Here is a 19,089-nt window from a genome sequence, read left to right on the forward strand (position 1 = left end):
TCCAGCGGGTGCTTGCGTTACCATAAACACCTCAAGAACACATCAACTGGGGGCGTGCTCGCAGTGGCTCATCGATTTCTCATGAAAGAAATCGCCCTTCAGGCGGGCCTTGGGCTAGCGACGGTCGACCGGGTGCTGAACGGGCGGGAACACGTTCGCGAGCACACGCGCCAACGGGTCCAGCACGCGATAAAAGAACTGGAGAAACAGCAATTCCAGCTGGCAACCAGCGGGCGCAAGCTCGTTGTCGATGTCGTCGTTGAAGCGCCGAGCAGATTTTCCGACGAGCTTCGTGAAGCACTGGAGTCGGAACTGCCGGGCCTGCATCCGGCTGTGTTTCGGCCGCGCTTTCTGCTGCAGGACACGATGACGACGGCAGAAGTGGTGGACGCCCTGCAGGGGATTGGCCGACGAGGTAGCCACGGCGTATTTCTCAAGGCGCGGGATGTCCCTGAGGTTGCCGACGCCGTTGCGGGGTTGCAGCAACGGGGTATCCCCGTCGTCACGATTTTTACCGATATTCCGCAATCCGCGCGCATGGCCTACGCTGGTCTCGACAACCGGATGGCGGGTGCGACGGCCGCTTATCTCATTGGTCAATGGCTCGCTCGCCGGGAAGGTGACGTCCTCATCACAATGAGTGACGAGCGCTTCAGGGGCGAGGAGGAGCGCGAGATCAGCTTTCGCGACGAGTTGCAGCGGCGGTATCCGAAGCTCACGCTCGTCGATGCCAGCGGAGGTCACGGTCTTGATGCCCAGACGGAGGAACGCGTAAAACGAGCCGTGGGTTCGAAGCGAAAAATCGTGGCTGTGTACTCAATGGGCGGGGGAAATGGCGCGATACTTCGTGCGCTTAAGTCGATAGGCCAGACGCCGAGGTGCTTCATCGGGCACGATCTGGATAGGGACAATGTCGAGTTGCTGCGTGACGGAAAACTTAGTGCTGTGTTGCACCACGACCTGCGTCAGGACATGCGAACCGCGTGCCATCACATCATGCACTTTCATAAGTTGCTGCCGGCGTCCGCGGTCGGACCATCGTCGTCGGTGATGGTGGTCACCCCGGTAAACGTCCCGCAATTTGTCGAACAACGATTCCGCCGGCGGTAGCCGGTCGGCCGTGCCGCTCTACATGCCGCACGGCCACACGAATCTGCGCGCGCGGTTCGTACCGAATGCGCCTTGTTCATTTAGCACGGCCCTCACTCGGCCAGCTTAGCTCGGCGAACAACGCCCGAATGAGCGGCACAAGGCCCAAAAACTTCGTTCAGGGCGCGGTCGAGTCGGCGGGTCCCGACCGCACGACTGCGAATTGCGACCGCATAAAGGCCCGCCGATGCGCGGGGAAAACGAGGTCGGTGGATAAGGAAGAGGTGACTGGCCGTTCGTGCGAACCGGCATACCGAGTGCCAGCGTGCGACGATTCGCCGCGCGGCAGGCTGCTCTGCTTACCTCGTATTTTACGAAGCTGCTGCTGTTTTCGATTCGTGACTGCGTTGATCATGGAGGTAAGCCAGATCAACAGGAGTCAATCGTGGAATTCCTTCGCCTCGTCCGCATCGTTCTTTCGAGCTTCTTCGGTGTGCGCAAACGTGCATCGCATGAGGCCGACTTCGCCAACGTCAATATCGTCCTGCTGCCGTTCGTAGCCGTGTTCATGGCCGCATGCATTGGCGCGATCATCTTCGGCATGGTGCACCTTGTCGCGCAGTCGACCAGCACGATGCAGGGCTTTTGATCTGCTCATGCATCGTAGGTGGCGCACACGGGCCGGCCTTGGCGTTGGTCGTTGCGCATCAGTTGCTTGTTCCAGCGGTCGATGATGAGCGCCAAACCGGCGGTGGGAGACCGTGTCCACCGCTTTGTTGCCGAGGTCGTCACGTTGCCGGGAACTTCAGGATAGCCATGTATGGCTTCCTTGATTTTCACGCCGACGTGGTGGGGCGCGACGGCGTCCGCGCCCCGCTCGCGAATTGCTTGCTGCTAGTGGGCTGCTTCGGCAGGCCGCTGCCGAAATATGGACCCGCAGACCAGAATGAACAGCACGAGCGCGATTGAGGCACCATATCGGCTCATTGCAAGACCGCCGTTTGCGATGGGTTTGTCGAGGAAGTCGCCGACCACTGCGCCCAGCGGCCGGGTCAGGATGAACGCCGCCCAAAAGAGCAACGTCCTTGGGATCTGCGTCGCGTAGTACGCAATGACGAGCGCGAGCAACAATCCACCGAAGATGAGCGCGGCACCTGAATAGCCAAGACCTGCCGTGTCGGCCGTCCAGTCTCCCAGTGCGGTGCCGAGCGTCTGGGAGAACATGATCGTCACCCAGTAGAACATTTCGGCTTTCGCGGAGGAAACCGTTGTCACGGCTACCGAACCCATCGTTCGATACCAGACGAGCAGTGATGCAAGCAACAGGAAGATCAGGAGTAGGCTGCCGCCCGCATAACCGATGCCGAGCGATCGATCGGCAAAATCTGCGAGTGTCGTGCCGACCGTTGTGGTCGCGATGATGGTGACCCAGTACAGCACGGGGTTGAATCGATCAGCCTTGACCTGTGCAACGACCGCTATGAGAAAAACGACGGCGAAGATGATCGTACTGACCAGATAACCCAGATTCAGGGACATCGAAGCGGCATCCCCGCCGGTTTCACCCAACGTGGTTGCGGCGATCTTGATGATCCAGAACACTAATGTGATCTCGGGAACTTTGGCTACGGCGCTGTTCAACTTTTCCATGGCGTTTGGCGTGGAATAGGGTTAGGACGTCGTGGTCGACAACTCGCTGCCCCGATGGCTGCCGTCGAATGAACGCTCGGGCCAGGCTGTCAGCGGAGCAAAGGCGATAATGTTACGGGGTGGTTCCTTAAGAGAGCATTAGAGCCTGCATTTCGGTAGCTCAGTCAATGTCGTAGTCGCACTGCGTGCGATAGATCGCTATCGTGCATCTCGGAAAGGAATAAGGCCGCGGTGGCGCGCCAGCAAAATTGGCGAACGCCATTAGCGGTCCGGCAAACACCGCTAGCGGAATTGAACGGTTCGAGGAAATCAGTCAGGCCTTTGCGGGCGGCAGTGCCAGGCTTGCGCAAGCAATCGTCACGTCGTTCATAACGGAAGGGCACTTCGCGCGCCACATCCAGCGGATGCGCAAGCGCTATGGCGCGCGTCGGTAAGCGGAAGTTGCAGGCGTGCAAAGCATGCTGGGGAAGCACATACGTATCGATACACAACCGGGAGGCATGCACTTGACCTTGCGGTTGCAGGCGCGACGCTCGGATCTCCGGCTTGTTGCACGCATGCGGGAAGAGGGCCTGTACGGTGAAGCATTGACGGACTGGACGAAAGGCAATGAGGGAGCGTCGGCCGTGCTTGTCGGCTTCACGAGTATCGACCCTCAATGCATCGCAGAGCGTCTCGGAAGGCGCATTCCGAGGCCGACTGAGGGAATGCCAGTCTGTGCTCGCCACCATGGCGATGATGCGCGAGCACACGCGCGCTTGCGCGCGCCCGCCATCACGACACGCTCACTCCGCGTGTGTCCGGTCGAACTCCCATACCTGCGCAAAGCCCATCAGCTCGCACATCTTCGCGAACGAATACATCTCGCGCTCGCTCGCCACGGTCCCCTTCAGTGCCTTGAGTTCGCCGTAAACCTGTTCCAGCGCCTTCGCCACGGAAAGGAACCCCGATGCCGGATAAATCGCGAGGGAAAATCCGAGCTTCTGCAACTCGGCAGGCGCAAGCTGCGGGGTGCGGCCGCCTTCAACGACATTCACGAGCAAAGGCACGTCGAATGACTTGCCGATCTTCTCCAGCTCCTCGACGCTCTCGGGCGACTCCACGAACAACACATCCGCGCCTGCCTTGAGATACGCCTCGGCGCGCCGCAATGCCTCGTCGAGCCCGAGCGACGTGCGCGCATCCGTCCGCGCGATAACCTGAAAATCCGGGTCTTCGCGCGTCTCGATCGCGACCTTGATCTTGCGCACCATGTCGTCGACGGGGATCACGCGGCGCCCCGGCGTGTGCCCGCACTTCTTCGGGAACTCCTGGTCTTCGAGCTGGATGCCCGCAGCCCCCGCCTTCTCGTAGCCGCGCACCGTATTCGCGACGTTCAGCAGGCCGCCGTAGCCGGTGTCGCCGTCGCAGATGATCGGCGTGGTGCTTGCGCCGCAAAACGCGCTCACCCGGTTGACCATGTCGGTATAGGTGGCAAGTCCGGCATCGGGGATGCCGAGATACGACGCCACCGTGCCGAAGCCCGTCATGTACAGGCAGTCGAATTGCATCGCATCGGCGAGGCGCACGGAGATCATGTCGAATACGCCTGGTGCGACCACGATGTCCTGCTGCTTCAAACGTGCCTTGAGCTTGCTGCGAGTGTTGGTAGTTGCCATGATGGACTCCGGTTAGTGATGTTGCCTCGATGCGATATCGCTGCCCGCGAGCGCCGCGCCGGCCTCGGTTTCGGCTTCGGCTTCGGGCGCGTCCGGGGCGATTTCCTCCAGCGAGCGCTGGTTCGTTTCGATGCCGAAGAAGAGCAGCACGGCAACCATCACGGCGAGCGCGCCGATGATCACCAGCAGCACGTCCTTCACGCCTCCGGTCGCGTACATGTACACGACCACCTGCGGCGCGACGATGCCTGCGATGCGCCCCGCGCAGCCACTGATGCCGCTGCCGCGCATGCGGTTCTCCGTCGCGAACAGCTCGGGAATGTAGGTGGCGATGCCGAGCGCGACCATCAGATACGTGAGCGCGAAGAGCAGGAAGCCGAGGCCCGTGGCCATTTCAACGCTCGTCGAATGGCTGTACAGCCAGCCGATCACCGAGGCGATGACGCCGATCACGATCAGCCCGTTCTTGCGCCCCACGCGGTCTGCGATCAGCACGCCCACGAGCGCGCCCGCCGGTCCGCCCAGCGACATCAGCGCGGTGTACCCCAGCGACGAAGCCATGCCGAGGCCCTGCTTCATCAGGAAGGTCGGCACCCACACGACGAAGCCGTAGATCACCGTATTGATGGCGATCTGCACGAAGATCGCCAGCAGCGTGCGGCGCAGGAGCGGCGGGCGAAAGAGGCTCGCAAGCGACGTCTTCTGCGTGACGATGCGCCGCTCGACGACGGGCGGCAGCGCGTGCTCGCGCGCGATTTCGCTTTCGATGGCCGCGAGCGTGGCTTCCGCTTCGTCGTAACGTCCCTTCGATTCGAGCCAGCGCGGCGATTCCGGCATCTTCTTGCGCAATGCCCACACCACGAGCGCGCCGACGCCGACGAGCGCGAACATCGCGCGCCAGCCGATCGCCGGAATGATCAGATAGCCGAGCAGGCTGGACGCGAAGAGCGCCGAGTTGGTGATGAGCGAGAGATACGCCGACCATCGGCCGCGCACTGCGGGTGGAATGAACTCGCCGACCGAGCCGTAGCCCACCACGATCTCTGCGCCGAGCCCCAGCCCCATGAAGAAGCGCGCGGCGATCAGAAAGGTCATCGAGGGGGCGAGCGCGCCCGCGATCGACGCGATGCCGAACACCGCAAGGTTGAACTGGTAGGTAAACTTGCGGCCCTTCGCATCGCCGAGCACGCCCGCGAAGAACGCACCGATCAGCATGCCCACGAAAGTGGACGAGAGGAACGCGGCGTTGAGCTGCATCGTCGACCAGCCGCTCTTGGTGAGCGCGCCGAGCACGCTGCCGGCAAGGTAGATGTCGAACGAATCGAGGAACATCCCGCCGCCTATAAGCCACAGGATGCGGCGATGAAACCGCGCGATGGGCAACCGGTCCAGTCGTGCGCCTGCGTACACCGAACTCTGCATGTCTTCCTCCGGATGGATGAACTCCCGCCTCTGTGTGCGGTGAATGCGGCTGGATGCTGGCGTCCGCGACGGGCGCTAGCTGCTCACGAATTGCCCCTGAGACGGTCGAGCACCGACTTTTCGGCCGCGGCGATATGGCAGCGCGTGACGGCTTCCGCCCAAGGCGCGTTGCGTTCGGCAAGCGCCGTCACGATTTCGAAATGCTGGCGGGTGCTGCGCTCGCGGTCCTCGGCGCTGAAGGTGTCGAAGGTCCACTTGATGAGCGGCATCTCCTTCATCGACTTGAGCGACTGGTCGAGGCGCTCGTTGCGCGCAGCGGCGGTGATGATGGCGTGAAACGAGGCATTGGCGGCGAACCACGCTTCGGTGGTTTGCTCGCCGGGCGGACCATCGGCGATGGCGCGCATTTGCGTGGCAAGCTGCGTGAGGCGCTCGATCTCGTCGGCGGTGATGTGCGCCGCGGCGCGGCCCGCCAGATAAGGCTCGATCAGAAGACGCGCTTCGAAGATCTCCTCGACGTCGCGCAACGACCAGCGTTTGACGCGCGCCCCATAGTTCGGACGCACTTCGAGCCAGCCCTCGGCGCCCAGCCGCCGCAGCGCTTCACGCACGGGGGTGCGGCTCACGCCGAGTTGCTGAGCGAGTTGCGCTTCGCGCAGATACGCGCCGTCGGCATAGCGGGTTTGCTCCAGCGCCTGCCGGATCGCGACGTACACCTCTTCCGAGGAGCGCGAGATTGTATGCAAAACCGGTCCTCATTCCCGAAATTCGCTTGAATTGCGCGATAACTGAGGATGATTGTATGCAATGTGCGTCGGCTTGCGATATAGGTTTTACCCTTGCTCCGGGCGGCACGTATTCGCGAAACTCAGACTTCGAGGATGCCCAGGCGGGTAAGGGTGTCGATCTGCGCGCGCAGCGTGGCCGCGCGATGGTCACGGCAGAGACTTTCGGCGAGCGCGGCGTCGCCTGCGCGCATGGCGTCGATCATCGCGCGATGCGGGGCGCTCGAAAGCTCGATGCCCGCGATGACGCGTGCCGTGAGGTCGCGCACGCGGCGTATCTGCTCGCGGCATTCGCCGACGATCTGCGCGAGCCGTGGATTGGCCGGCAATTCGACGAGTCGCATGAAGAACGCTTCGTCTGCGCTCCACCATGCGGCGTAGTCGGCTTTTCTGGCGGCGCGGTCCATCGCGTCGCAGGCGGCCGAAAGCGGCGCGAGGCCTTTCGCGCGGGGCTTCGTCGCTGCCACCATGGCGATGGCGGAGGCTTCGAGGCTCGTCTGGATCTGGTCGATATCTTCGATGTCGGCAAGCGACACTTGCCGCACGCGCACGCCGTGGCGCGGAATGATCTGCAGCAGGTTCTCGCGTTCGAGCCTGAGGAGCGCCTCGCGTACGGGCGTGCGGCTGACGCCGAAGAGCGCGACGATCTCCTGTTCGAGCAGTTGCATGCCAGGGCGCAGCTCATTGTTCAGGATTTTGGCGCGCAGCCCCTGATACACCGTCTCCGTCGATTTCTCCCGGGGCGGTTTGATCGGATCGTCGGCTGGCTCGGCTCGGGGCATCGGAACACGCTCGCGAAACACGCATTGCGCCGCCGGCGATGCGCCGCAGCGTATCGACCCATTATAGAAGAACACATTAACGTATTCATTGGCGCACGCAAAAACGCTGAATGTTTGCGCATCCGGCGCTCCACAAGGGCGAATTCAACGATCCCAGACTTCGTCCGGCAAGGGTAGCCCGGCCAGATCCTGCGCGGTGAGCGGCCTCTTGGGCGCGACGTCCTCGCTTTGCAGCATCAGCATGACCTGGCGGGTGTGCTGCGCGCTGTGCCACGCGGTGCGTTCGAGCACTTCGTGCATGCTGCGGCGGCCGTAATACGTGGGCACTTCGTACGAAAGCGTCGGATCGCGCTCGCTCGCCCACCAGGCATGCAGCCGGTCTCGCACCGATTCCCCCCAGCGCGCGATGTCTTCGGGTGTCCAGTTCTCGGGCGGGAGGTCATCGAAGCCTTCGAAGCGCAGTTCGATCTGGTGCGCCGCTTCTATGCCCATCTCCGCGACACGGAACACGTGAAACGCGAGCCCCGCGGGCGTGCGGTTGCGGTTGCGAAACGGCTCGCGAAACGACTTGCCACTGAACTGCTGGACATAGCGCGCATTCGATTCGAGCACGAGATCGAGCCGCTTGACCAGTTCGGCGGGCGGTAGCGGCTCGATCGTCTTCGTCTTCAGGTCGAGAAACCTGATGACGTCGTTGATCGACTGGCAGAACGTGTACCTGCCGCCGAGCGCGACGACCGGCACGCTGCGCGCGCCTAGCGCGGCAAGCTCGGCGCGGCCTTGAGGGTCGTTGTGCACGTCGATCGATTCGAACTTTATGCCCTGACTCGCCAGAAACTCCTTCGTGCGCAGGCACGACGAGCACCCGGGCTGCCAGAACACCTTGATGCGCGCAGGGGTGGCCTTTTCCATGATTGGCTCCTTGTGTTGCTCATTGTGTCCCACGCCATTCTTCGCGCTCGGCCCGACGCGGCAAAGCGCTATCTCGCCATGCCGCCATCGCGAGCGGCGATGACGGCGCGCGAGCACGACCCGCTTTCGCTACACTGCATGGGACCTCGACTGCGAGTCCGTGCCATGCCGACCCTTGATCCGCTCTCGCTCAAACTCTTCGTCGCCGTGGCCGAAACAGGCACGATTGCGGCGGCGGCCGAGCGCGAGCATATCGCGGCGGCGGCGCTCAGCAAGCGCATGAGCGAGATCGAAGCGACGCTCGGCGTGGCGCTGCTCACGCGCACCAACAAGGGCGTGGCGCCCACCGAAGCAGGGCAGCGGCTGGTCTCGCTCGCGCAACACGCGTTGCATCAGCTCGACGATATCGTCGTGCAAATGCGCGACTACGCGAGCGGCACGAGAGGGCTCATCCGCATGGCGGCGAACATCTCCTCGGTCGTGCAGTTCCTGCCGGGCGACATCCAGCGGTTCGCGGCGCAGCATCCGCAGATCAGCATCCTGATCGAGGAGAAGCCGAGCGCGGGCGTGCTGCGCGCGGTAGCGGAGAATGCCGTCGACATCGGCGTGTTCACGTCCGTGCCGCACGGCTTCGCGCTGGAGACGTTTCCCTATCACCGTGACAGGCTCGTGCTGGTGTGCCCGGCCGGTCACGCGCTCGCGAAGCGCGCGTCGATGCGGCTTGCCGAAGCCCTCGCTCACGAGTTCGTGAATCTGCCGCCCGATACCGCCATCAGCCAGCAGGTGACGCAAGCGGCGCATGGCCTCGCGCAGCCGCTCAGGGTGCGCATTCAGGTGACGAGCTACGATGCGCAGGCGCTCATGATCGGCGCGGGGCTGGGTGTCGGCGTGATGCCCGAGGCGGTGGCGCGGCACCAGGCGGTGGCGCAGGCGCTCGGCGTCGTCATGCTCGACGAGGCATGGGCCGAGCGCGACCTGCTCATCGCCGTGCGCTCCTCGCAGGCGTTGACCGCCGCGTGCCGGATGCTCGTCGAGCACTTGCGCGCGGCGTGAGGGACAATGCGATCGGGCCGGCATCGCCGCCCGTGTTGCGAGTCAGAATGCGGGTCGAAATGTTCAAGGAGGAAAGCCGTGGCACGAATCCGACCGACGCCGGGCGCGTCCGAACGCAACGCCCGCAAACCCGTGTCGAACGAGGATTCGGGCACGAGTGACGCCGCGCCGCGCGATCGGCTGAGCGCCTCACAGCGCCGCGCAAATTCCACGCAGCGCGCGTATTCGCAACTGCGCCACAAGATCATCGAGAACGAACTGACGCCAGACTCGTGCTTCCTCGAACAGGAACTCGCGCTGATGCTCGGCTTGAGCCGCACGCCGGTTCGCGAGGCCGTCGTCCGCCTGCAAGGCGAAGGGCTCGTGCAGATCGTGCCGCGCCATGGCGTGCGCATCGTACCCACTTCGATCTCCGACATCATTCACATCTATCAGGTGCTGATCAGCCTCGAATCGGCCGCGGCGGGGCTCGTGGCCGCCCGCGCAGGCGTCTCGCTCGCGCCGCTCGAAGACGCCTGCGCGCAGATGACCGATGCGCTCGAACGCGGCGACATGCAAGCCTGGGCCGCCGCCGACGAAGTCTTTCACGAGTCGCTCGTGAAGCTCGGCGGCAACGCTCGCCTCGCGCAGGTGGTGATGAACTGCCGCGACCAGGTGCATCGGGTGCGCCGCTTTACGCAGATGGTCCGCCCGCATCCGCAGCCGCGCGAGTCGATCGCCGAGCATCACGCGATCATCCGGGCAATGAAAGAGGGCGATGCCACGCTTGCGACGCGGCTCTATCGCGCGCATCGCGAACGTGGCTGGCGCGAGCAGACTGAGGTGCTGCGGCGCTACGGCATCAATCAGGCATGAGGTTTTCAGTTCGCCTGCGAGCGCCGCGTGCGGCGCGCGGCGGGTAAACCCACCCTCGCTTTGCCTGGACAATCCGCTAAACAATGCATACATTAATCTGCACGGTCAGGGACGAGCGTCGTTGCGTTCAGGTGTTTTTTCCCCATTTCTCATTTCCCTGCCACGCGATGCGCGCGAACCACGCGCCATAAACGTAGCGGCTCGCGCACGCGATCAACAATAAACGGCGGCCTTCAGACCGTCGATCGTGGATGGAGACGACACTCATGATGGCCGTGGACAAGCCTGTTGGTTCAGTGCGCCCGATGCATTTCATCCGTGCGCTCGGCATGAGCGCGCTCCTTGCAGCGGCAGCCGTGAATGTGAAAGCGGCGTCGCTCACGGTGACGCACTGGGGCGACGGCATGTATGGCGTGCCCTTCGCGGTCGCGCTGGAGAAGGGCTACTTCAAGGAAGAAAAAGTCGACGTCACCGGCTTCATCACGTCGGAGGGCGGCGGCACGAGCATCCGCAATGCAATGGCTTCCGAAATTCCTTATGGCGAAGTGGCGCTGCCCGCGGCGATCGCGGCGATCAAGCAGGGCGTCGATCTCACCATCGTGCATGGTGGCGTCCAGAGCCTCGCCGATCTGATGTGGGTGCAGCTGAAAACGGGCAACATCACCGGCATCAAGGAAATGAAGGGGCGAACGCTCGGCTACAGCAGCCCGAAGTCCACCACCGATGTCATCTCGACCATTGCGCTCAATCGCGTGGGCTTGCTGAACGAAGTGCAGCGCAAGCCGGTGGGGAGTTCGAGCGGCATGCTCACGTCGTTGCAGCAAGGCGCGGTGGATGTCGGCTACATGACCGAGCCGTCCTACAGTGCGAAGAAAGCCGGCCTCAAGATCGCGTTCCGCGCAAGTGACGTGGTGCCGAAAGAGACACAGACCGTCGGCGTCGTGCGCACCGATTATCTGAAAGCCCATCCCGAGGCGATTCGCGGCATTATCGCGGCCCGGCGCAAGGCGGTGCAATACATGGCGGCGCATCGCGAGGAAGCCGCGCAGATTGTCGCGCGCGAATACAAGATGGAGCCGGCCATCGCGGCGTCCGCGATCAACAACGTGCTCGACACCGACGCGAAATACTGGAGCGAAGGCGGCTTCGACTACCCGAGCATGCAGGAGGTACTGAAGGGCCTCGTGCTCGTGAAGGCGATTCCCGACGGGCCGTTCGACTGGACGAAGATCGTGGATGAATCGCTGCTGCCCGTCGACCTTCGCACGAAAAAATAAGCAAGGAAGGACACCATGAGCGCACTCTCGCGACGCCGGGCGACGATGTCGGTCGTATCGGCGACCCCGCCGTCGCCGGACGGCTTGCGTTACCAGGCGCGCCTCACCGACGTCACGCGCATCTATCCGGGCACGGGCGACAAGCCGCCGTTTCACGCGCTCGGTCCTGTCGCGCTCGAATTGCGCGCGGGTGAGTTCTTCTCGGTAGTCGGGCCTTCGGGATGCGGCAAGTCGACCCTGCTCGACGTGCTCGCGGGGCTGAACGCGGCAAGCGGCGGCACGGTCGAGTTCGAAGGCAAGCCCGTGGGCAACGAAGTGCCCGATGGCGTCGCGGTGGTGTTCCAGGAAGACGCGAGCTTTCCGTGGCTCAACGTATTCGACAACGCCGCGTTCGCCGCGCGGCGCGCGGGCGTGCCGGAGCGCGAAGTGCGCGAGCGCGTGAATCATGCGCTCTCGTTCATGGGACTCAAGTCGTTCGCGCGTGCATATCCCGCGCAGCTCTCGGGCGGCATGCGCCAGCGCACCTGCATCGCGCGGGCGATGGTGGTGCGTCCGCGCCTCATGCTGCTCGACGAGCCGTTCGGCGCGCTCGACCAGCAGACGCGTCTCCTGATGGGTGACGAGATGCTGCGTCTGTGGCGTGATACCGGCGCTACCGTGATGCTCATCACGCACTCGATCGACGAAGCCGTGCTGCTTTCCGATCGTATCGGCGTCATGTCGGCGTGCCCGGGGCGCTTCATCGAGACGATCGAAACCGCCTGGCCGCGAATGCGCGACAGCACCATCGCGCTCGATCCGCGCTTCGGCGCACTGAGCGCGCAGGTCTGGGGCCTGTTGCGCGAAGAGGCGATGAAAGCGCTCGGGAGCCAGTCGTGAGTACGGCGGCGCGCTGGCGTGTGGGACTCGTCGTGGCGCTGCTCGTCGTGCTGGAGGTGGCAAGCCGCGCGGCGTGGATCAATCCGGTCTCGTTCATTCCGCCTTCGAAGATGATCGCGAGTGCGTGGGACCTGCTCGTCTCCGGGCAGTATGCGAATGACATCGCGCTCACGCTGAGCAGTGCGCTGTGCGCAGTGGCGCTCGCGGTGGTGGCGGGCTTCGCGGGCGGCGTGCTGCTCTTTCGCCTGCCGCGCGTGCGCCGCGTGCTCGACCCGCTGCTGCTCTCGTATTACGCGGTGCCGGTGTTCGTGCTGTATCCGATCCTGATCGTGATCCTGGGCCTGAACCGCTGGCCGCTCGTCGCCATCGGCTTCCTGTTTGCGGTAGTCGCGATGGCGGTGAACACGCTCAACGGCCTCGAACGCGTGCCACGCGTGCTGTTGCGCACGGCGCGCGTGTGCCGCCTGCGCACGCTCGACGAGATTCGTCTCATCACGTTACCCGCCAGCCTGCCCTTCGTGTTCACGGGCATCAAGCTGACGGTGGTGTATGCGTTCATCGCGGTGGTGGCCGGGGAATTCGTGCTCTCGGGCTCGGGATTCGGCTATCAGATCGCCTTTGCCTACAACAACTTCGACAACCCCACGATGTACGGCCTGATGGTGCTGATGCTCGTTTTCGTCGGCACCGTCAACGCGCTTTTGCGCGCAGCCGAAGCGCGGCTTTACCGGCGCATCCGGCGGGAGGGAGCAGCATGAGCACGATCGCTGTCACGCACACCACGAAGCCGCGCCATGCGCGCCGCCGGCTCGACGGCGTCGTGCTCGTCGTCGTGCTGGTCGCGCTGTGGCAGATCCTGAGCGAACTGCTCGGCGCCGACGTGGTGACCACGCCCTGGCACACGGCGCTGCGCGCGTTCAAGATCGTCTCCGATCCCGACTTTCCCGGCAGCCTCTATGCGACGGGCCGCGCATTCGTCTCTGCCTTCGCGATCTCGGCGGTGGGCGGGGTATGCCTTGGCTTGCTGCTCGGTGCGCGCCGCATCGCGGGCGATGTGATGGAGCCGCTCATGATGGGCTTCTATTCCATCCCGAAGGTCACGTTGTATCCGGTCGTGCTGCTCGCGTTCGGACTCGGCCTGTGGGCGAAGATCGTCTTCGGCGTGATGCATGGCGTCGTGCCCGTCACGCTCTTCACGATGAACGCCGTGCGCAATTTGCCGCCCATCTATACGCGGGCTGCGCACACGTACCGGCTGAGCCCGCTCGGTTTCGCGCGTTTCGTGCTGTTGCCGGCGTGCGTGCCGGAAGTGGTGGCGGGCCTGCGCATCGGCTTTTCGCTCACGCTGCTGGGCACGTTGATCGGCGAGATGTTCGCCTCGCAAACGGGTATCGGCCATCAACTGATGATGGCGATGAACCGCAGCGAAACCGGCACGATCATGGCGCTTGCGCTGATGCTGTTCGTCTTCGCCACGCTCGTGAACCTGGTGTTCCTGGCCTGGCAGCGCCGTCTCACGCACGCTGATTGACGTGCGCGCCTTTGGGAGAATCACATGAGCACGCCGAGATCTCCGGCGGGCGCGGGACCGCGCTCGCTCTTCGACAAGCTGTGGTCGAGTCACGTCATCGCGAGTCTGGGCGGGGGCGCGGATCTGCTGCAGGTGGACCGCCATCTGATGCACGAGCTGACGGGCGTGGAAGCCGTGCGCGTGCTCGAAGCACGCGGACTGCCGGTAGCCAGCCCGGCGCAGACGTTCGCCACGCTCGATCACGTGATCTCCACCGCGCCCGGCCGGCGCGCCGGCGACGCCGGCTGGAGCACCACGATGGTCGACGCGATGCGCGCGCAGATGGCGCATCACGCGATCCCGATCTTCGAGATTGGCGCCGACGGCGCGTTCAGTGCGCAAGGCGCGAGCGGCGCGCAGGGCATCGTGCACGTGATCGGCCCGGAGCTCGGCCTGTCGCTGCCGGGCACGACCCTCGTGTGCGCCGACAGCCACACCTGCACGCATGGCGCGCTCGGCGTGCTGGCGTTCGGCATCGGCTCTACCGAGCTGGTGCACGTGCTCGCCACGCAGACGGTGCGCCAGAAGCGCCCGCGCACGATGCGCGTGACCTTCGATGGGCCCTTGCGTGACGGCGTCACCGCGAAGGACATGATCCTGCATCTGATCGGCATGCTTGGGGCCGCGGCGGGCACGGGCCATGCGGTGGAATACGCGGGCGAGGCGGTGCGCGGGCTGTCGATAGAAGGGCGGCTCACGCTCTGTAACCTCACGATCGAACTGGGCGCGAAGTACGGCCTCGTCGCACCGGACGACACCACCTTCGCGTATTTGCGCGGCCGTCCGTATGCGCCGAAGGGCGAAGCGTTCGAGCGGGCACTGGCCGACTGGCGCGCGCTTGCCACGGACGACGGTGCGACGTTCGACCGCGAAGTCGGCGTGGATGCCGCGGAGATCCGCATGCAGGTGACGTGGGGCACGAGCCCGGAGCACGTGATCGCCATCGACGGCGAAGTGCCCGATCCCGCCGGGCAAGCCGACCCCGCACGCCGCGCGGCGATGCAGCGTGCACTCGACTACATGGGGCTGCACGCCGGCCAGCGTCTCGACGAGCTGACGGTGGATCGCGTGTTCATCGGCTCGTGCACGAACAGCCGCATCGAGGACTTGCAGGCGGCGGCGCGCGTCGTGGATGGGCAGCATGTCGCCGATGGCGTCAAGGCGTGGGTCGTGCCGGGCTCGATGAGCGTCGCGCGCGAAGCCGAGCAGCAAGGGCTGGCGGACGTCTTCCGCGCGGCCGGTTTCGAATGGCGGGAGCCGGGCTGCTCGATGTGCGTCGGCGCGAACGGCGACGTGGTGAGCCGGGGCGAGCGCTGCGTCTCGACATCGAATCGCAATTTCGTCGGGCGGCAAGGGCCGGGCGCACGCACGCATCTGGCGAGTCCCGCCGTTGCAGCCGCAAGCGCGCTCGCAGGGCGTATTGCCGCGCCCGACGCCGCCGTTTCCTGAGGGAGCATGCCGATGAAACCGTTCACCGTCGAGAAGGGCCCTGCCGCGCCGCTCTTGCGCAACAACGTGGACACCGACCTGATCATTCGCGTCGAGCGCATTGCGCAGCTCGCGCGCGGCCAGTTGGGGCCATGGCTGCTCGAAACGCTGCGTTATCGCGAAGGCGGTCCGCACGAAGGCGAGCAGGAAGGCTTCGTGCTTAACCAGCCCGCCTTCCGGCGCGCGCCCATCCTGCTTGCGGGCGCGAATTTTGGCTGCGGCAGTTCGCGCGAGATGGCCGTCTGGGCGCTCGAAGAGTTCGGCATCCGCTGCGTAATTGCGCCTTCGTTCGGCGATATCTTCTACGCCAACTGCCTGCAGAACGGCCTTTTGCCCATCGTGCTTGATGCACCGTCCATTGCGCGTCTTGCGGATATCGCGAAGGACGGCACGCCGCTCGAAGTGGATTTGCGCGCGCTCGAAATTCGCGCGCCCGGCGTGCCGACGCAGCGCTTCGAATTCGACCAGGCGCGCCAGCAGGCGCTGATCGAAGGGCTTGATGAGATCGACCAGACGCTCCGGATGAAAGCCGGCATCGACGCGTTTCGCGCGGCCGACCGCGGCGCGCGCAGCTGGGCTTATCCGATTCTATGACGCACGACAGGACCCCAAGGAGAGTTAAGTGACCCGCAACGCACGATTCAGGGAACTGCTGAAGTCGCCGCCTTTCGTTTGCTTGGGCGCGCATGATGCCATCACCGCAAAGCTCGCCGAAGAGGCGGGCGCGAAGGCGATCTACGTGAGCGGCTTTGCCGCGTCCGCGATCGTCGCGGGCCAGCCGGACGTGGGCGTGCTCACGCAAACGGAGATGTTCGAGCACATCCGCCGCATCTGCCGCGTGACGAAGGTGCCCGTGTTCGCGGATGCGGATACCGGCTACGGCGGCATCCTCGACGTGCAGCGCACGATGCGGCTCTGGGAGGAAGCGGGCGCCTCGGTGCTGCATCTGGAAGACCAGGCGGTGCCGAAGAAATGCGGGCATTTCGCGGGCAAACAGCTTGTTTCGAAGGAAGAGATGCAGCAAAAGCTGCGCGCGATGCTGGCTGCGCGCAGCGACCCGGATTTCTTCATTGTCGCGCGTACGGATGCGATCGCGGTGACTGGACTAGACGATGCCATCGCGCGTCTCGAAGCGTATGCCGAAGTCGGCGCGGATGGTCTCTATGCGGATGCGCCCGAAAGTGTGGAGCAGATGCAGGAACTGGTGCGGCGCCTCACGCCGCTTGGCAAGCCGATCCTCTTCAACATGGCGCGCACGGGCAAAAGCCCGTACCTGTCGCTCGACGAGGTGTACAAGCTAGGCTTCGACTACGCGCTGTGCCCCATCGAGCCGATGCTCGCCATGCACAAGGCCGTCAAGGAAATGATGGAGCGTTTCATGCGCGAAGGCTCGACCAGTGCGATCGCGGATCGACTTACGCCGTTCGAGGAGTTCAACCGGTTCGTGGGACTGGAACAGGCGGTGGGCGTGGAGGCGCGGTATGAGAGCGGCAAGGAGGCTTGACTCGCATCCGGCCTCGTTCCATCCAACGTCCCGCTCGCGCTGGGAGTCAGCTCGAAGGACCAACAGTCCTGGAAACCGTCTGCCTTCAGAACTTCGTCTGCAACCCGATTCGCACCAGATGTTGAGGTCCGTTAATTTTGCCGGCGGCGTCCATTAATTCGAATCATCACACGCCGACCGCGAGTGTGCTCATGACATGTGGAGGTTCGACGCACAGCGGAGTCAGGGGGGCTGTGTGAACGGCGCAGCTCGCACCAGATGTTGAGGTCCGTTAATTTTGCCGGCGGCGTCCATTAATTCGAATCATCACACGCCGACCGCGAGTGTGCTCATGACATGTGGAGGTTCGACGCACAGCGGAGTCAGGGGGGCTGTGTGAACGGCGCAGCTCGCACCAGATGTTGAGGTCCGTTAATTTTGCCGGCGGCGTCCATTAATTCGAATCATCACACGCCGACCGCGAGTGTGCTCATGACATGTGGAGGTTCGACGCACAGCGGAGTCAGGGGGGCTGTGTGAACGGCGCAGCTCGCACCAGATGTTGAGGTCCGTTAATTTTGCCGGCGGCGTCCATTAATTCGAATCATCACACGCCGACCGCGAGTGTGCTCATGACATGTGGAGGTTCGACGCACGGCGGAGTCAGGGGGCTGTGTGAACGGCGCAGCGACGCCAAAGCTCATCGCCAACGGTGAATCAGTGTCTCCCAAGGTGGCTTCGGAAAGCCCCTGTCACGCCAGGATTCGAAACGGACCTCGAGCAGCCAGCTTGGCCAGGCAGCACAGAGAGATCTATCGAGGATTCGAAATTCTCGTTGATGCCGTCGGAGATGGCGACCTCAGGAGGACAGGTCGTTCTTCTGCCGGTCCGGCGGAAGAGGGCGCGTCCGGAGAACTTCATCTTTGTCTCCGATATAGAAGAGCGTCGGCTTGAGTCGATCGACGAAGCCCTCATTGGACAGAAACTCCCCTCAAGCTGAGGAAAATATCGGCCATCCCGGCCGGCTGCATCTATCGGCGAGCCGCGCGGCCTGTGACGATCGACAGCAAGCCGCCCCTGCCTTGCCGGACGGGCCTCAAGCGTATCGGTGGAGCAGGACGACCCTGCAGCCACCTCAATCTGAAAACTTGCCCAGTCATTTTTTTCCATGCTAATTTAAATAGCCGGCACGTATCCCATGCAGAAAGGCATAGCATGAGGGTGGCCGGCAAGCAGCAGACTGGACGTTCAGAGTCTCCTTGGTCAAAAGCAAAAAGGCATAAACGAGCCGCGCGCCCGTTGCCTTTGAGGAAGGGTTCCGGTGGCAAGTACAGTTTTCGACGACAAAGCAACCGCCACGCGCACCCCAGCGCCGCGCCGACGCATTAGCGCGTCGACCCTGGCCGCGCGCGCACTGGTCGTAGTCGTCTATCTGTTCATCCTGAGTCCGCTGGCTTTCGTCGTCTGGCTGTCCTTCTTCAAGGACGTCGTCATCACGTTTCCGCCGTCCGGGTATACCGCAGCGTGGTACGTGAACGCGTGGCGCAACGCGGCATTCGCCGATGGTTTCATCTTCAGCGTGAAGATCGCGCTATGCGCAGCGGTGATCGGCGTGAGCCTCGGCGTAGCCGCCGCACTCGGCATTGCGCGGTACCGCTTCATGGGCGGCTCGCTCGTCAACATGTTGCTGCTCTCGCCGCTCGTCGTGCCCGGCATCGTCGCAGGCGTCGCGGTCTATCTGTTCTATCTGCGCGCCGAGAACGTGCTCAACATGGACATCGTCGGCACGTTCTCAGGCCTGTTGCTCGCGCATGTATGCCTGACCATTCCGTGGACGATGCGTCTCGTGTCGGCCGCGATGACCGGACTCGATACGACCATCGAGGAAGCGGCCCGCAACCTCGGCGCCACCGGCTTCCAGACCTTCTGGCGGGTCACGCTGCCAATGCTTCGGCCGGCGATCGTTGCCTCTGCGCTATTCAGTTTCATCATTTCGTTCGAGAACCTCGAACTCACGCTGCCGCTCGTCGGCCCAGGCCACACGACGCTGCCGATCGCGATCATGCAATACCTCGAATTCAATCTCGATCCGACCATCGCCGCGGTCTCCGCTGTGCAGATCGTTCTGCTCGGAATCGTGATGCTGGTCACCGACCGGTTCGTGAAGCTCAGTCAGGTGATATAGA

At 63.8% G+C, this 19,089-nt stretch carries 19 protein-coding genes; 12 read left to right on the top strand and 7 right to left on the bottom strand.

Annotated elements, in window-relative coordinates:
* The first annotated feature begins 63 nt into the window (after window positions 1-63).
* Together BG61_RS20535 and BG61_RS20540 are read left to right on the top strand one after the other, a co-directional pair.
* Window positions 64-1,110 (top strand): LacI family DNA-binding transcriptional regulator, encoded by a 1,047-nt coding sequence (locus BG61_RS20535; RefSeq protein ID WP_035925177.1) that lies wholly within the window; start codon window positions 64-66, stop codon window positions 1,108-1,110.
* A gap of 424 nt (window positions 1,111-1,534) precedes the next feature.
* On the top strand, window positions 1,535-1,738 hold the full coding sequence (locus tag BG61_RS20540; RefSeq protein ID WP_035925131.1) for a DUF2970 domain-containing protein: 204 nt from the start codon (window positions 1,535-1,537) through the stop codon (window positions 1,736-1,738).
* Between the two features lie 5 nt (window positions 1,739-1,743).
* On the opposite strand, the gene BG61_RS42035 is transcribed toward BG61_RS20540, so the two are convergent.
* From BG61_RS42035 to BG61_RS20575, 7 genes are all read right to left on the bottom strand, one after another.
* Window positions 1,744-1,929 carry a hypothetical protein gene (locus BG61_RS42035; protein ID WP_129572026.1) on the bottom strand — a complete coding sequence of 62 codons (186 nt, stop codon included), beginning with the start codon at window positions 1,927-1,929 and terminating at the stop codon, window positions 1,744-1,746.
* Window positions 1,930-1,983: 54 nt separating this feature from the next.
* Window positions 1,984-2,739, bottom strand: coding sequence for a COG4705 family protein (locus tag BG61_RS20545; protein WP_035925130.1), 756 nt, complete (start codon window positions 2,737-2,739; stop codon window positions 1,984-1,986).
* 785 nt (window positions 2,740-3,524) lie between these two features.
* Window positions 3,525-4,397: an isocitrate lyase/PEP mutase family protein gene (locus BG61_RS20555; RefSeq protein ID WP_035925126.1), complete on the bottom strand. Its 873-nt coding sequence runs from the start codon at window positions 4,395-4,397 to the stop codon at window positions 3,525-3,527.
* A 12-nt stretch (window positions 4,398-4,409) separates the two neighbouring features.
* Entirely contained in the window at window positions 4,410-5,819 is a 1,410-nt protein-coding gene (locus BG61_RS20560) for an MFS transporter (protein ID WP_035925125.1), read from the bottom strand.
* 83 nt (window positions 5,820-5,902) lie between these two features.
* Window positions 5,903-6,565, bottom strand: coding sequence for a GntR family transcriptional regulator (locus tag BG61_RS20565; protein ID WP_051672678.1), 663 nt, complete (start codon window positions 6,563-6,565; stop codon window positions 5,903-5,905).
* Window positions 6,566-6,687: 122 nt separating this feature from the next.
* Entirely contained in the window at window positions 6,688-7,386 is a 699-nt protein-coding gene (locus tag BG61_RS20570) for a GntR family transcriptional regulator (RefSeq protein ID WP_051672684.1), read from the bottom strand.
* A gap of 144 nt (window positions 7,387-7,530) precedes the next feature.
* Window positions 7,531-8,298: a glutaredoxin domain-containing protein gene (locus tag BG61_RS20575; protein WP_174479733.1), complete on the bottom strand. Its 768-nt coding sequence runs from the start codon at window positions 8,296-8,298 to the stop codon at window positions 7,531-7,533.
* A 165-nt stretch (window positions 8,299-8,463) separates the two neighbouring features.
* On the opposite strand from BG61_RS20575, the gene BG61_RS20580 reads away from it, so the two are divergent.
* The 10 genes from BG61_RS20580 to BG61_RS20625 all read left to right on the top strand — a co-directional run bounded on the left by BG61_RS20580 (window position 8,464) and on the right by BG61_RS20625 (window position 19,088).
* Window positions 8,464-9,351, top strand: a complete 888-nt coding sequence (locus BG61_RS20580) for a LysR family transcriptional regulator (protein ID WP_035925123.1) — start codon at window positions 8,464-8,466, stop codon at window positions 9,349-9,351.
* 78 nt (window positions 9,352-9,429) lie between these two features.
* Window positions 9,430-10,206 (top strand): GntR family transcriptional regulator, encoded by a 777-nt coding sequence (locus tag BG61_RS20585; protein ID WP_232255958.1) that lies wholly within the window; start codon window positions 9,430-9,432, stop codon window positions 10,204-10,206.
* A 251-nt stretch (window positions 10,207-10,457) separates the two neighbouring features.
* A complete protein-coding gene (locus BG61_RS20590; RefSeq protein ID WP_232255957.1) occupies window positions 10,458-11,483 on the top strand; it encodes an ABC transporter substrate-binding protein in 1,026 nt (341 codons plus the stop codon).
* Window positions 11,484-11,498: 15 nt separating this feature from the next.
* On the top strand, window positions 11,499-12,362 hold the full coding sequence (locus tag BG61_RS20595; protein ID WP_035925120.1) for an ABC transporter ATP-binding protein: 864 nt from the start codon (window positions 11,499-11,501) through the stop codon (window positions 12,360-12,362).
* On the top strand, window positions 12,359-13,120 hold the full coding sequence (locus BG61_RS20600; protein ID WP_035925116.1) for an ABC transporter permease: 762 nt from the start codon (window positions 12,359-12,361) through the stop codon (window positions 13,118-13,120). The genes BG61_RS20595 and BG61_RS20600 overlap by 4 nt, the downstream gene beginning before the upstream one ends.
* Complete coding sequence (locus tag BG61_RS20605) at window positions 13,117-13,893, top strand: ABC transporter permease (RefSeq protein ID WP_035925115.1); 777 nt, start codon at window positions 13,117-13,119, stop codon at window positions 13,891-13,893. The genes BG61_RS20600 and BG61_RS20605 overlap by 4 nt, the downstream gene beginning before the upstream one ends.
* Window positions 13,894-13,917: 24 nt before the next feature.
* Window positions 13,918-15,381 (top strand): 3-isopropylmalate dehydratase large subunit, encoded by a 1,464-nt coding sequence (gene leuC / locus BG61_RS20610; protein ID WP_051672679.1) that lies wholly within the window; start codon window positions 13,918-13,920, stop codon window positions 15,379-15,381.
* 12 nt (window positions 15,382-15,393) lie between these two features.
* Window positions 15,394-16,014: a 3-isopropylmalate dehydratase small subunit gene (gene leuD, locus BG61_RS20615; RefSeq protein ID WP_035925166.1), complete on the top strand. Its 621-nt coding sequence runs from the start codon at window positions 15,394-15,396 to the stop codon at window positions 16,012-16,014.
* Window positions 16,015-16,042: 28 nt separating this feature from the next.
* Complete coding sequence (locus BG61_RS20620) at window positions 16,043-16,924, top strand: isocitrate lyase/PEP mutase family protein (protein ID WP_035925113.1); 882 nt, start codon at window positions 16,043-16,045, stop codon at window positions 16,922-16,924.
* 1,363 nt (window positions 16,925-18,287) lie between these two features.
* Complete coding sequence (locus BG61_RS20625; protein WP_232255962.1) at window positions 18,288-19,088, top strand: ABC transporter permease; 801 nt, start codon at window positions 18,288-18,290, stop codon at window positions 19,086-19,088.
* Window position 19,089 lies beyond the last annotated feature (1 nt).

It is taken from the genome of Caballeronia glathei (assembly GCF_000698595.1).
GTDB classification, from domain to species: Bacteria; Pseudomonadota; Gammaproteobacteria; order Burkholderiales; family Burkholderiaceae; genus Caballeronia; species Caballeronia glathei.

What these genes read in the sequence shown, in the direction of transcription:
- BG61_RS20545 (WP_035925130.1), bottom strand. Translation starts at nt 2,739, where the DNA reads ATGGAAAAGTTGAACAGCGCCGTAGCCAAAGTTCCCGAGATCACATTA.
- BG61_RS20555 (WP_035925126.1), bottom strand. Translation starts at nt 4,397, where the DNA reads ATGGCAACTACCAACACTCGCAGCAAGCTCAAGGCACGTTTGAAGCAG.
- BG61_RS20560 (WP_035925125.1), bottom strand. Translation starts at nt 5,819, where the DNA reads ATGCAGAGTTCGGTGTACGCAGGCGCACGACTGGACCGGTTGCCCATC.
- BG61_RS20570 (WP_051672684.1), bottom strand. Translation starts at nt 7,386, where the DNA reads ATGCCCCGAGCCGAGCCAGCCGACGATCCGATCAAACCGCCCCGGGAG.
- BG61_RS20575 (WP_174479733.1), bottom strand. Translation starts at nt 8,298, where the DNA reads ATGGAAAAGGCCACCCCTGCGCGCATCAAGGTGTTCTGGCAGCCCGGG.
- BG61_RS20580 (WP_035925123.1), top strand. Translation starts at nt 8,464, where the DNA reads ATGCCGACCCTTGATCCGCTCTCGCTCAAACTCTTCGTCGCCGTGGCC.
- BG61_RS20590 (WP_232255957.1), top strand. Translation starts at nt 10,458, where the DNA reads ATGGAGACGACACTCATGATGGCCGTGGACAAGCCTGTTGGTTCAGTG.
- BG61_RS20595 (WP_035925120.1), top strand. Translation starts at nt 11,499, where the DNA reads ATGAGCGCACTCTCGCGACGCCGGGCGACGATGTCGGTCGTATCGGCG.
- BG61_RS20605 (WP_035925115.1), top strand. Translation starts at nt 13,117, where the DNA reads ATGAGCACGATCGCTGTCACGCACACCACGAAGCCGCGCCATGCGCGC.
- leuC (WP_051672679.1), top strand. Translation starts at nt 13,918, where the DNA reads ATGAGCACGCCGAGATCTCCGGCGGGCGCGGGACCGCGCTCGCTCTTC.
- leuD (WP_035925166.1), top strand. Translation starts at nt 15,394, where the DNA reads ATGAAACCGTTCACCGTCGAGAAGGGCCCTGCCGCGCCGCTCTTGCGC.